General features: G+C 32.7%; 14 protein-coding genes. 12 read left to right on the top strand and 2 right to left on the bottom strand.

Annotated elements, in window-relative coordinates:
* The first annotated feature begins 1 nt into the window (after position 1).
* Positions 2-208, top strand: coding sequence for a hypothetical protein (locus N4A45_09220; GenBank protein MCT4665397.1), 207 nt, complete (start codon positions 2-4; stop codon positions 206-208).
* 123 nt (positions 209-331) lie between these two features.
* The gene (locus N4A45_09215) at positions 332-1,039 is read left to right on the top strand and encodes a YebC/PmpR family DNA-binding transcriptional regulator (protein ID MCT4665396.1); all 708 of its coding nucleotides are present in this window, start codon (positions 332-334) and stop codon (positions 1,037-1,039) included.
* Between the two features lie 71 nt (positions 1,040-1,110).
* Here N4A45_09215 and N4A45_09210 read toward each other — a convergent pair whose 3' ends face one another.
* Together N4A45_09210 and N4A45_09205 are read right to left on the bottom strand one after the other, a co-directional pair.
* Entirely contained in the window at positions 1,111-1,308 is a 198-nt protein-coding gene (locus N4A45_09210) for a hypothetical protein (GenBank protein ID MCT4665395.1), read from the bottom strand.
* Positions 1,309-1,407: 99 nt separating this feature from the next.
* Positions 1,408-2,304 (bottom strand): hypothetical protein, encoded by an 897-nt coding sequence (locus N4A45_09205; GenBank protein ID MCT4665394.1) that lies wholly within the window; start codon positions 2,302-2,304, stop codon positions 1,408-1,410.
* A 211-nt stretch (positions 2,305-2,515) separates the two neighbouring features.
* Between N4A45_09205 and pseB the strand changes: the two genes are divergently transcribed.
* From pseB to pseI, 10 genes are all read left to right on the top strand, one after another.
* Positions 2,516-3,535 (top strand): UDP-N-acetylglucosamine 4,6-dehydratase (inverting), encoded by a 1,020-nt coding sequence (gene pseB, locus N4A45_09200; protein ID MCT4665393.1) that lies wholly within the window; start codon positions 2,516-2,518, stop codon positions 3,533-3,535.
* On the top strand, positions 3,535-4,689 hold the full coding sequence (gene pseC, locus N4A45_09195) for a UDP-4-amino-4,6-dideoxy-N-acetyl-beta-L-altrosamine transaminase (protein MCT4665392.1): 1,155 nt from the start codon (positions 3,535-3,537) through the stop codon (positions 4,687-4,689). Before pseB ends, pseC begins: the two co-directional genes overlap by 1 nt.
* Positions 4,679-6,058: a GNAT family N-acetyltransferase gene (locus N4A45_09190; GenBank protein MCT4665391.1), complete on the top strand. Its 1,380-nt coding sequence runs from the start codon at positions 4,679-4,681 to the stop codon at positions 6,056-6,058. Before pseC ends, N4A45_09190 begins: the two co-directional genes overlap by 11 nt.
* Complete coding sequence (locus N4A45_09185) at positions 6,055-8,124, top strand: aminotransferase class III-fold pyridoxal phosphate-dependent enzyme (GenBank protein ID MCT4665390.1); 2,070 nt, start codon at positions 6,055-6,057, stop codon at positions 8,122-8,124. The genes N4A45_09190 and N4A45_09185 overlap by 4 nt, the downstream gene beginning before the upstream one ends.
* A 70-nt stretch (positions 8,125-8,194) precedes the next feature.
* A complete protein-coding gene (locus tag N4A45_09180; protein MCT4665389.1) occupies positions 8,195-9,496 on the top strand; it encodes an NAD(P)-binding protein in 1,302 nt (433 codons plus the stop codon).
* Entirely contained in the window at positions 9,493-10,479 is a 987-nt protein-coding gene (locus tag N4A45_09175) for a hypothetical protein (GenBank protein MCT4665388.1), read from the top strand. The genes N4A45_09180 and N4A45_09175 overlap by 4 nt, the downstream gene beginning before the upstream one ends.
* Positions 10,476-11,147, top strand: coding sequence for a class I SAM-dependent methyltransferase (locus tag N4A45_09170; GenBank protein MCT4665387.1), 672 nt, complete (start codon positions 10,476-10,478; stop codon positions 11,145-11,147). Before N4A45_09175 ends, N4A45_09170 begins: the two co-directional genes overlap by 4 nt.
* A 5-nt stretch (positions 11,148-11,152) precedes the next feature.
* A complete protein-coding gene (locus tag N4A45_09165) occupies positions 11,153-12,115 on the top strand; it encodes a hypothetical protein (GenBank protein ID MCT4665386.1) in 963 nt (320 codons plus the stop codon).
* A gap of 11 nt (positions 12,116-12,126) precedes the next feature.
* Complete coding sequence (locus N4A45_09160) at positions 12,127-12,855, top strand: WbqC family protein (protein MCT4665385.1); 729 nt, start codon at positions 12,127-12,129, stop codon at positions 12,853-12,855.
* 13 nt (positions 12,856-12,868) lie between these two features.
* Positions 12,869-13,879, top strand: coding sequence for a pseudaminic acid synthase (pseI, locus tag N4A45_09155; protein ID MCT4665384.1), 1,011 nt, complete (start codon positions 12,869-12,871; stop codon positions 13,877-13,879).
* The last annotated feature ends 39 nt before the right edge of the window (positions 13,880-13,918 follow it).

Here is a 13,918-nt window from a genome sequence, read left to right as displayed (position 1 = left end):
TATGTTTAAATTTGACTTCAAAAATAAACCCTACTCCATATTCATTGATATTGGATTGGCGTTGGTTTTATGTTTAGCAATTTTTCTCTTAGGAAATGCAGGCTATATCAAACAACTGCATCCGTTATTCTATGTGGTTTTCGGACCCATGGTTGCATTACTCTTGATAAGAGCAAGGAAAAGAGAAGAAGAAAGCACAGAAGATTAATTTTTTTAAAAAAAACACAAACAGGATTACACCAATTGGGTTTTAAATAGAAAGAGATAAAAATAAATTATCACTTGTACTTTTGAGAATCAATAGGTGTTACAAAAAACAATTTTGATAAAGATGGGAAGAGCATTTGAATTTAGAAAAGCAAGAAAATTTAAACGTTGGGCAGCAATGGCAAAAACCTTTACTAAAATAGGTAGAGAAATTGCTATGGCAGTAAAAGAAAGTGGTCCAGACCCAGAATCGAACTCAAAACTAAGAGCAGTTATACAAAATGCTAAGGCAGCCAATATGCCAAAGGAAAATGTAGAACGTGCTATAAAAAAAGCCTCCGACAAGGATACTTCGAACTATAAAGAAGTATTATTTGAAGGTTATGGACCCCATGGAATCGCCTTTTTGATTGAAACAGCAACAGATAACAATAACCGAACGGTTGCAAATGTTCGAGCAAGTTTCAATAAATGTAATGGAGCTTTAGGTACTTCGGGTTCTGTGGATTATATGTTTGAACATAAATGTAATTTCAAAATCCCAGTTGGAGAATTAGATATCGAAGAACTGGAATTAGAGCTTATAGACTTTGGTGCAGAAGATGTTTTTGAGGAAGAAGGACATATCATGATTTATGCAGACTTTAAGCAATTTGGAGAAATTCAGAAATACTTAGAAGGAAGTAATATGGAAATAGTTGAGTCTGGATTCGATAGAATTCCTAGTATGACAAAAGAACTCAATGAAGAACAAATGGCTGAAGTTGAAAAACTGATTGATCGATTAGAAGAAGATGATGATGTGCTAAATGTTTATCATACAATGCAGTAAGTTGATAAATATACATTTTTAAATAAAAAAGGTTCTCATTTGTATTTTAATGGGAACCTTTTTTTGTATTTCTATTGTTTTTCACAAAGATGCTCCATACTATTGATGAATTGCTCATAAGTTAGACCATTATGATCTTGTGGCTGATAATCATCTTTACAAATAGGAATTGTTTTTTTCTCAATTTCACAATTGTAACAACTTTCTTTCTCACAAGATGAAATAAGGAAACAAAAGAATAGAATAAATAAGCTTGAAAAAAATTTCATAATAATTTTGAATTAATATTTTGTTATGTAAATATATAATTTTATTCAACAATTATTGTGATAAATGTTCCTTTGGGCAAAAATGGAATTTATATGTATCTAGTTAACAATCTTCCTAAACTCTTCATAATCCAGTCGGTCAAAAGCATCTATAAAGGAATTAGAAGAACAATTATATATTTTCACTTTTTTATAAACAGCATATTTGTTTAAGTTATGATAACCTTTTAATGCCTTTGAAGAATTTATCAGTAATTGATGCATTTTTACAGGAATTTTATCATAAATATTACTATAAGATACCTTGGTATAATCTTTTTCGTAAAAATGAGTATTTGTTAAATAAACCAAATTATCTTTTCCAACAACAGCTAATTTATGCCAATCGTTTTGAGCTCCAAAAAGAAAAACATTTTTTGCCCCATTTTTTATCAAATTAAACAACACGGCAATAAGTACATTTTGAGCTTGGAGCATACCTAAGTTTTTTTCAAAAAGAAGATGATTTATTGAATCAAATCCACCTTTTATCAAAGTGCTATTGAAAAATACAAAGTTGACATTTTTATTTTTAGATACTATTTTAACAAATTTTGATTTTCGATATCTATAAGGAATGTAAACATTTATTTTCCACTCAATGTCTATTAATACATCTTGGGTGATTTGCATGCTTTCATAAGGGATTTTATCAAAGAAATATTGACCATCTAAAAGCAGATAATGCTGTGGTTTTATTTCTTTAAATATTGGGCTAGAGCAAAAAGCGTTTACAACAAAAACTTCTTTTTCCTTAAATATGTCCTTCAATTCTTCGTAGTCTTTGCTTAAAGAAGGACCATTGGCAAGAAGTAAATAATCTTTAGAGGGATCTAAAGATATTTTCTTTGCAAAAAAACCTCTTTCGTAAATGATTTTTGCAAAAGAAATGAAAGTTTCAAAAATCTTTTTGAAGAAACCAACGAGTTTAATAAATACCTTGAAAAGTTTGTCCACAGTTTTTTCTTTTTTTAAGATTACAAATATAATGTTTCAATTTTGAAATGCATTCTTATAAAACGAACTAAGCAATATAGTTTACAGAAGTAGTTAAATCAATATTTTACTTTCTAGAATCAAGTGTTTTTTGTCCGAAACACATAAGAATTTTCACAAATATTGGTATTTTTGATATTCTGAAAAAAGTATGAATAAATAATTCTTATAGATGCTAGATCTTAACGGAAAAGAAGTTCTGATAACAGGCGGAACAGGATCATTTGGTAAAATGTTCACAAAATTGATTTTGGAAAGATATCCAAAAGTAAAAAGATTGGTCATTCTCTCAAGAGATGAACAAAAACATTTCCAGATGCAACAAGAGTACCCCGAGTGGGAATTTCCTCAATTGCGTTTCTTTATTGGAGACGTAAGAGATAAGCAAAGATTAATTAGAGCATTTGAAGGAATTGATGTTGTGATTCATGCTGCCGCAATGAAACACGTACACTTGGCAGAATATAATCCAATGGAATGTGTGAAGACAAATATTTTAGGAGCAGAAAATGTGATAGATGCAGCATTACTCACAGGAGTATCAGATGTAGTTGCTTTATCTACTGACAAAGCTGCTGCCCCCATTAATCTATACGGAGCAACAAAACTTGCATCTGATAAATTATTCATAGCTGCCAATAATATAAAGGGGAAAAGAGATATTCGTTTTTCGGTGGTACGATATGGAAATGTAATGGGTTCTAATGGATCCGTAATGCCTTTCTTCTTGAAAAGAAAAAGCCAAGGAGTCCTTCCGATTACTGATGCAGGAATGACCCGATTCAATATTTCTCTAGAAGATGGTTGTGAAATGGTGTTTTATGCTATTGCCAATGCATGGGGAGGAGAGGTGTTTGTTCCAAAAATTCCTTCATATAAAATTATGGATGTGGCAGAAGCTATTGGTCCAGAATGTGAAAAGAAAATCGTGGGAATTCGTCCTGGAGAAAAGCTCCATGAAGAGATGATCACTGCTTCAGACTCTTACAACACCTTAGATTTAGGGAAATATTATGCGATTCTTCCTCAGAATATTTATAAATATTCTAAAGAAGAATATATGTCGAAATTTAATGCCACAGAGGTGAAAGCAGGTTTTGCTTACAATTCAGGAACCAATGATCAATGGGAAACAGTAGAGTCTCTAAGAGCTTTAGTCAGAAAACATGTTGATCCCAATTTTGAAGTATAATGAGTACAAAAGAATATCGCATCCCCTACGGTAAACAAGCTATCGATCAAGAAGATATTGACGCAGTAGTGAGTACATTAACTGCTGACTTTCTTACCCAAGGTCCAAAAATCAAAGAATTTGAAAAGGATTTTGCAAATTATGTGGGAGCCAAATACGCCGTAGCAGTGAGTAACGCCACCGCAGGCTTACATCTTTCTGTTTTAGCTTTGGGCTTAAAAGAAGGAGAAAGAGTAATCACTACACCAATTACCTTTGCCGCTACCGCCAATAGCATACGCTATGCAGGTGGAGAAGTATGGTTTGCCGATATTGATCCTGATACTTATTTGTTGGACTTGAATAGTGTAAAAAAGCTGGTTGAATCTAAGCCAAAAGGTTTTTTTAAGGGAATAATACCTGTAGATTTTGCAGGGCTTCCTGTTGACTTAGAGGAATTTCGAGCCTTTGCCGATCAGTACGATTTGTGGATTATTGAAGACGCTTGTCATGCCCCTGGAGGTTATTTTGAAGACACCAAGTCTCAGAAGAATTTCTGTGGAAATGGAGCGTTTGCAGATCTTGGAGTGTTCTCTTTTCATCCTGTAAAGCATATTGCTTGTGGAGAAGGAGGAATGGTAACGACCAATTCTGAAGATTTATACAAAAAGCTTATAAAACTCAGAACTCATGGTATTTCCAAGGAAAATATGATGGAAAATCATGGCGGATGGTATTACGAAATGCAAAGCCTAGGATTCAATTATCGACTTACCGATATTCAATGTGCTTTGGGAATTTCTCAATTGAAAAAAAATACAGAAGGCGTAAAGCAAAGAAACCTAATTGCAGATCGATATAAAAACGCCTTTGAAGGAATCATAAAATATCAATCCTTACCAAAGCAATGTTATAATGCTCATCACCTTTTTGTAATAGAGGTTGCAGACAGGAAAGGGTTGTATGACCATCTTCACAGTCATGGAATCTTTGCACAAATACATTATATTCCCGTTCATCAATTACCCTATTATAAAGAAATCGGTTATCAAGGAGCAGAGCTTTTTAATGCAGAAAAATATTACAATCATTGCATTAGTTTACCCATGTTTCCTACTTTAACAGAGGAAGAACAAAATTTTGTGATCGAAAAAGTACTGTCTTATGTCCAGTAGAATTATAGAAACAGAAAGATTGGTTTTAAAACCTATGGAAAAGTCCATTGTTAGCCAGCAATATGTAGATTGGATGAACGACCCCGAGGTCAATAAACACTTGAGTAGTGGGGGGAATGAAACCTTGGAATCTGTTTTAAATTTTGTAAATCAACATATAGAAAAACAAAGCTATTTTTGGGCAATATTTGTGAAAGAAGATCATGAACATATCGGTAATATCAAGATTGACCCGATAAATGCCCAAACAAAATCTGGTGAATATGGTATCCTATTAGGCGATAAAAATTGCTGGGGAAAAGGATATGCGAGAGAAGCGAGCGAAGGAGTGATTAACTTTTGTTTTAAAACACTCCAACTAGATTCCATAACGCTTGGCGTAGAAAAAGAAAATGTCGGTGCTTTTAAACTGTACCAAAAAATAGGTTTTATAATTACCGACGAAATCGGGGAAAATACCATTCCATCATACCGAATGATAAAAAAGAATATTTCTGTAGAAAAATTAGCTTTAGGTACCGTGCAATTTGGTTTAGACTATGGAATCAATAACCAAAAAGGAAAACCTACAGAAGCAAGAGTATTCGAAATTTTAGATCAAGCTTTTGCCAGTGGGATTAGAACACTCGATACTGCTGAAGGTTATGGAACTTCAATGGAAGTTATTGGAAGATACCATCAACAATCCAAAAACCGATTTGGAGTCATTACGAAGTATTCTTCAAGTATGAAAAACCTTGATGATTCTTTCCAAAAAAGAGTACAAAAACATCTAGAAGTGTTAAAGGTGGATACTCTTGATGCTTATCTATTTCATTCTTTTCAAGATTATAAAGATCATATAGAATTTAATAGGGAAGATTTATTGGATCTTCAAAAGGAAGGGAAAATTCAGAAAATAGGCGTATCGGTTTATACCAATGAGGAAATAGAAGAAGTAATACAAGATTCTTTGGTTTCCATCATTCAAGTGCCTTTCAATATGCTGGATAATACCAGTAAAAGAAATCAAGTATTCAAAAAAGCAAAAGATAAAAACATAGAAATTCATTGCCGATCCATTTTTTTACAAGGCCTATTTTTTAAAGACTTAGAATGGGTAGAAAAACAGATTCCTGAATTGTTTTCTGGTGTTCAGAAAATACAATCTCTTAGTTCAAATAACTTAAGTATTCAGGATTTGGCATTAAATTATGTGAAACAAAATAGATTGATAGACAAATTAGTTTTTGGCGTAGATACAAAAGACCAATTATTAATGAATTTAGATTCTTTTAGTAAACAATTACCTCAAGAATTGATTCAAGAAATAGACTGTATTGACATCGACAAAATTGAATTGTTAAACCCTTCAAATTGGAAAATATGAAAATAGTAGCGGTTACTCAAGCAAGGATAGGATCCACCCGTTTTCCAGAGAAAATATTACAAGAAGTTCAAAATGTTTCTCTTCTAGAGCTTCATCTAAAAAGAATTTTGAAATCAAAAAGGATTGATAAACTCAAAATTGCGACCACCAATGAAGAGAAGGTTTCAGAAATACTCGACATTGGAAAAAAAGTAGGAGTAGAAACTTACCAAGGAGATTTATACAATGTATTGGATCGTTTTTATCAATGTCTTAAAGGTGAAAATCCAGATTATGTAGTACGTCTCACCTCAGATTGTCCCATTATTGATGCCGAGTTGATTGATAAAGTAATTGATTTTACTATTGAAAATGACTTAGACTATGGCTCAAATGCTCTTGAAGAAGTCTATCCAGATGGTCAAGACGTAGAAGTATTTAAATATTCAGCTTTGGTAAAAGCTTGGGAAGAATCTACTTTAGAATCAGAAAAAGAACATGTAACGCCTTTCATTTATAATAATTCCTCGCATTATGGAAAAACCTTGTTTAAATCAGATGCCTATTTATCTGAGGTAAACTATAACCATGTGAGACTCACAGTGGATACACCAGAAGATTTGGTGGTTGTAGAGAAACTGATTGAACAGCTTGGTTTAGATGCAGGATGGCAAGAATACACAAACTTATATTTAGAATCCAAAAATATTAGTTCACTAAATGATACCATTATTAGAAATGAAGGATATCTCAAATCATTAAAAAAAGATACCATGACACACGGAAAAGGACAAGAACTTTATAAAAAAGCCAAAACATTAATTCCTGGAGGAACGATGCTTCTTTCAAAACGCCCAGAGATGTTTTTACCCGAGCGTTGGCCCTCTTATTATTCTAAAGCACAAGGTTGTAATATTTGGGATTTAGACGGAAATAAATTTACCGATGTATCCATTATGGGAATTGGAACCAATATTTTGGGGTATGGAAACGAAGCCATTGACAATGTTGTTAGAAATGTGGTGAATACAGGGAATATGTCCACATTGAGCTGTCCCGAAGAGGTTTATTTGGCAGAAGAATTGATGGAAATGAATCCATGGGCAGACATGGTAAGATTTGCCAGAACTGGTGGTGAAGCTAATGCAATTGCTATTAGAATTGCTCGTGCTGCTAGCGGAAAAGACAAAGTCGCTATTTGTGGATACCATGGGTGGCATGATTGGTATTTATCTACAAACCTTGGGAATAATGAAGGTCTTAATGAGCATTTACTACCTGGCTTAAATCCTGCGGGCGTTCCTTCTCATCTTAAAGGAAGTGTTTATCCATTTCTTTATAATGATTATGAAGAACTTGAAAATCTTGTGAAATCCCAAGATATTGGAGTAATAAAAATGGAAGTTCAGAGAAACGAACCACCAAAAGAAGGATATTTAGAAAAGGTAAGAAAACTTGCAACTGATAATAATATCGTTCTCATTTTTGATGAATGTACTTCTGGTTTTAGAGAGACTTATGGTCCTTTATTTAAGAAATATAACGTGATGCCTGATATGACCGTTTTCGGGAAAACAATTGCGAATGGTTATGCACTCACCGCAGTGGTAGGACGTAGAGAAGTGATGGAAGCTGCTCAAGATACTTTTATCAGTTCTACTTTCTGGACAGAAAGAATAGGTCCTGCAGCAGCACTGAAAACACTTGAAGTAATGCGAGGAGAGAAACCTTGGGAATACATTACAGAAATAGGTGGGTATGTAAAAAATAAATGGGTAAAAATGGCTGAAGAAAACAAATTAGATATGATTTCATTTGGATTAAACTCTTTGGCAGGTTTTGCTTTTACTTCAAAAAACTCTTTGAAATACAAAACATTGATCACACAAGAAATGTTAAAGAAAAATTATCTTGCTTCCACTTTATTATACTCTAGTACCGCACATACAAAGGAAATTGTAGATCAATATCTCCATGAGCTCAATGAAGTATTTAGAGTGATTGCAGAATGTGAAAAAGGATCAAGAAATATTGATGAACTTTTAGAAGGACCTGTATGTCATGGTGGCTTTAAAAGGTTGAATTAAGCTCTTACATAAATATTCTGAACAAACCATAAGATCTAAAAAAGTTATTTTAAACAAGAAAAGCGTAAAAATGAAAAAAATTGTTGTCGTAGGTGGTGGTATTGCAGGTATTTTTAGTGCACTTTTATATCGAAAAAAAGGATATGAAGTAACACTTATCGAAAGACAAAAAAGCCTTGGCGGACTCCTGCGATCTAAAGAATTGTTTAAAAAAGACCTTTTTTATGATTATGGAACTCATTTTCTTGGACAAACAGGAATAGCAGAGGTAGATGCAATCTTGTTTAAAGATTTGGAAGTGAATGAATTTGATTTTCTTAAAACAGGTTCTTTTTATAAGGGACTGAATGAGGGTAATGGTTTTTTATCAGATAAACATATAGATAATAAAGAAGAAGGTCTAAGAGAATTAATAGCAAATACTCCCAAAGAATCTTACCATAATCTGAAAGATCATTTAGAAAACGAATATGGGAAAACCTTTGGGAATATCATTGCTCAAGCTGCTGAAAAATTCTTTTTTACTCCCGCCGAAAAACTGGAAGAGAATAGTCATGCATTATTCGGTTTATCAAGGATAATGGTGGCTGATGCCAATAAAACTATGGAGCTTAAAAAAGAACCAAAATATGATAAAGTTTTGGCGTTTCATAGCTATCAAGAAGGTTTATCTTCACTAAAAAGTATGTATCCAAAAGAGTATGGTGTGGGAAATTGGATACGTTCTATGGAACAATCATTGACAGAAGCTGGAGTTCGAGTATTAAAAGATACTGAAGTAGGGAAAATCCATTTAGAAGGTAAAACGATTACTTCTTTGGAAGTGAAAAACGAAACCATAGAACTTGATCAACTCGTTTGGACAGTCCCAACGGTTTTTCTTATGAAAAATCTAGGTATTGAGATTAAAACAGCAGCTCCAAAAAGGCTAACAAGTTGTATTTTTCATTATTTAGTGGATCAGAAATACTTAACAGACTTGTATTATTTCAATAATTTTGATCCTGATTACCAAACTTTTCGTGTTACGCTATATGATAATTATTCTCAAGGGATAGAAGGTTTCTATAGAATAACCGTAGAAGCGATGACCAATCAAATTCCTGAAAATACGGATCAAATGACACTTGATATTTTCGAGGAACTCAAACAAATGAAAGTCATTTCTGAACAAACAGAACTACTCGAAAAAGAAGCTGAAATTTACCCAAATAGTTTTCCAGTACTTGATATTCCCTTTGGAGTTTCGTCTAAAAAACAACTTGAAATAGTAAAAGAAAACTGTGAAAACGTTGTGTTTTTTGGTAAGGCTAAAGGAAAAACTTGGTTTATGAATCACGTTATTCAAGATATTTTTAAATCTGTTCAATGATTCAAAATAGCATTTTATTTAGATGTGATCAAAATGAGTTTAGTGGCTTCGGACACTTTTCGAGATGCTTGAACCTTGCTCGACATCTGGTCGGTTTTGGATACGACATTTCTTTTCTTGGCAATTATTCAGAATTTGCTAAAACACTTTTTGATAAATACGAAATTCTCTTTCAGGAAACTCAAGAAAAGAAGTTTGAAAAGGTTGATATTGAAATATTTAAAAAGTATCAATATGTGCTTTTTGATAGTTATTTTATTCATCAAAATTATCTTGATGAAAGTCTCAATAAAGGTTTCAAAACCATTTTTATTGATGATACCTGTACGCTCGATTTTACAGGAGTAGATTTGGTAATCAACTTTCGATTTAATGCCGAAAAAATGTTTAAATACCACTCAAAACAATCGGCTTTGGGTATCAATTTTTTTATTTATAAACCTGAATTGTCGAATGTAAGAGCTCAGAAATCTAGCAGAAATACTATTGAAAAGGTATTGTTGTTCTTTGGAGGATTGGAAGCAATAAACTCAAAGATAGATTTGATTATAGATACTTTAAAAAAGCAAAAAGAAGATCTCGAAATTTGGTATATCGCAAGTAACTTTGATCATGTTTCTGAAGAAAATCGAAAACGTATAAAGATGCTTTACCCAACTTTTGATATCGAGAATATTTTACTAGAAGTTGACGCTATTATCAACGGTGGGGGATTGATTAAATATGAATCGAGTTTTGCGAAAGTTTTACCAGCTTCAATAGCCACTACAGATCTTCAATTGCAAGATTCATTAATTCTTGAGAAACTGGGAATTTTGTATAATTTTGGGAAGATAGAAGAATTAGATGAACTTTCAATTTTGGACAAAATGGGTGATTTTATACAAAACAAAGAGCTTCACAAACAATTAAAAGGATCTTCTGATAAACATTTCACAACAAATTCTATCCATAACATAGTTGATTTAATCAGACAAATATGAAAAAAGATATCGTTTCAAAACAGTTAGAAGTTTACGAAAAACAATTTGAAGAACACGGCGATTCTCCAGATGGAACTTATAATCAAAACTCGGTTATTCAAAATCTGAGATTTGAACGCCTGCTCAAACAATATGATTTTGAGAATAATGATTTTTCTGTTCATGATATCGGTTGTGGAATTTGTGATTTGTATCAGTATATGAAAGATCATAAAATATCTGCAAAATACTCAGGAACAGATATTGTGGAAGGAATGAAGACCCTTGCAAATAAAAAATATCCTGAAATTGAGGTAAAAGTCAGAGATATTCTCAACACAGAAATCTCTGAAAAATACGATATTGTCGTTTTGGCAGGAACTTTTAATATTCCTGGTGAAGTACCAAGAGAAGACTGGAAAGTTTTTGTGAGAAATATGATCAAGAAAATGTTTGAAATGGCAGAAGTGGGGATTACTTTCAACTTTTTGTCCACTTTTGCAGAATACTATCATGAACTTATGCACTATGAAAATCCTGGTGATTTAATGGAGTTTTGTAAAGAAGAACTTTCAAGATTTGTTATTGTAGATCATGCCTATCCACTTTATGAACAAACAATAACGGTTTTAAAACCCGAATATGTTCAGAAAATATACCATGATGAGCTCTTAAAAAAGTATTTCTAGGTTATATGAATTTAGTATTTAATCATAGAGCATCTGCGATTCTCTATCATTTTATCAAGTCAAATAAGCACGCAAATAAAGTTTGGATCATTCCCACAAACGTATGTCATTATGTGGCTGCAACTATTCTAAAAGCTGGTGCCCAAATAGAAATACTTGATGTGGATTCAACTTTATGTCTGGACCGTAAGAAAACACTTGAAAAACTTAGAAATAATGACCACTATGCGGGAATTATCTATGTGCGAACCTTCGGGGTAGATCTTGAGGTGAATTCATTTTTTGATGCCATAAAAACCATTAACAAAAATCTTTTTATTGTTGATGATTTGTGTCTTTCTGTACCCAATTTTGATCGTCTGCTAAATCCATTGGTAGATTTAGAATTGTATAGTACAGGTTACTCAAAATATGTAGATATAGGTTTTGGCGGTTACGCAAAAATCCAAAATCATCTAAAATATGAAGAGCAGAGTATTCCGTTTTTAGAAAAAGAGGAGGCAATTTTTGATCAATACTTTCGAGCCCTTATTTTTGAATCTAAACCAATAATTAAAGAAGAACTGAATGCTACAGTTCAGCTTAATTGGCTAAAATCTTCATCATTGGATAAAGAAAAATATCAAAAACTTGTTATACAGAAACGGGAAGAAATATCTAAAACTAAAAAAGAGATTAATGTTATTTACGAAGCAGGTTTGGAGTCCATTAAACTAAAGAATTCGGCAAGTCTTTGGCGTTTCAATATTGTGGTGGATAACAGAGATAAAGTATTGAATCTTTTTGCGGAAAATGACTTGTTTGCAAGTAAACATTATTACTCTTTATCAAAAATATTTCCGAGTGAAAAAACGCCTTTTTGGGATGGAATTCAGAATAATATTATTAACTTATTTAACGATTTTAGATATTCTAAGTCTCAAGCAGAGCAAACTGTTGAACTTCTAAAAAAGACTTTAAAAATATGATTTGTGCCGTCATGCAGCCCACATTTTTCCCTTGGCTGGGGTATTTTGATTTAATAGACAATGCCGATCATTTTGTGTTTTATGATGATGTACAATTTGTGAAACAAAGCTGGCAAGTAAGAAACAGAATAAAAACAGCTAATGGCGTTCAATATATTAATGTTCTTACAAAAAAAAATAATTTGGATTCCAATATCAACGAAATTCAAATTGAGTATAAAAAACCTTGGAAAAAGAAACTCCTGAAAACCATTTTTTATACTTACCAAAAAGCACCATTTTTTAATGAGGTGTATCCTTTTTTGGAAAATATTTTAAAAAAAGACTTTGAAAACCTTGCAGAAAATAACCTATTTTTAGTTCGGGAAATTGCGAACAAAATTGGAATTAAAACAATATTCCATATCAGTTCAGAGCTACAGTCTCTAGATGGAACTAAAGACGCTAGATTAGTAGATATTTGTCATGAACTCAAGTGTAAAACGTACCTTTCACCTTATGGTTCTTCTATTTATATTGAAGAACATCAACCAGGTGGAGCATTTACGGATCATCAAATCGAATTACTTTATCAAAACTATCAGCACCCAAAGTACGATCAAGCATTTGGAGAGTATATATCTCATTTGAGTATTATAGATGTGTTATTCTATGTCGGTTTTGAAAAAAGTTTAGAACTTATCAGAGCGGGTAGAGCTCCCTATTTTAGCTCACAAGATGTCATAAAAAAAGAAGCATAAAATTTTTATAAAGATGAACTTTCATACAGCAAAAACGTATATCATAGCAGAATTATCAGCCAATCATGGTGGAGATATTTCGATCGTAAAAAAGACCATTCAAGCTGCGAAAGATATTGGTGCCGATGCAATAAAATTGCAAACTTACAAAGCAGATACCATGACTTTGGATAGCAAGAAAGAAGATTTCATGATTAAAGGTACTATTTGGGAAGGAAGAAACTTGCATGATTTGTATGACGAGGCTCACTTACCTTGGGAGTGGCACAAAGAAATTTTTGAATATTCTAAAGAAATAGGGATCGATTGCTTTTCTTCACCTTTTGATAAAACCGCTGTTGATTTATTAGAAACTTTAAACTGTCCTATTTATAAAATTGCCTCTTTTGAAATTACGGATATTCCACTTATAAAGTATATTGCCTCAAAAGGGAAACCGATTATTATGTCCACTGGAATTGCAGAATATGAAGATATTAAATTAGCCATAGAAACCTGTAGAAATACTGGCAATGAAGACATAACCATTTTGAAATGTACTTCATCTTACCCTGCACCGATAGAAGAAGCAAATATGCTCTTGATGCAACAATTTAAAAAAGATTTTGGAGTAAAAATAGGCTTGTCAGATCACACTATGGGAACTACCTTACCTGTTGTGGCAACTGCTTTAGGAGCGTCAGTGATAGAAAAACATTTTATTTTAGATAAATCTATCGGAGGACCCGATGCCTCATTTAGTTTAGATGTAAAAGAGTTTGAAGAAATGATTCAGGCAGTTCGGCTCGCAGAAAGTGCTTTAGGAAATGCTACTTACACTTTAACAGAAAAACAACAAGCAGGAAGACAGTATGCCAGAAGTTTGTACATTGCAAAAGATATTGCAGAAGGTGAGATTTTTACGGAGGAAAACCTACGATCTGTAAGGCCAGGTTTAGGGGCTCACCCAAAGCATTTAGAAGCTACTCTTGGAACACCCGCAACTAAAAACTGGGAAAAAGGAGACCGATTTATTATTGACTAATTTTCAAAATTTATGTCTGTTGTAAGAAAGAAAAAAAGC

Source organism: Flavobacteriales bacterium, from assembly GCA_025210805.1.
Lineage (GTDB): Bacteria > Bacteroidota > Bacteroidia > Flavobacteriales > CAJXXR01 > JAOAQX01.
Note: the sequence above shows the minus strand (reverse complement) of the source record. Positions and strands in the feature narration are given on the sequence as shown.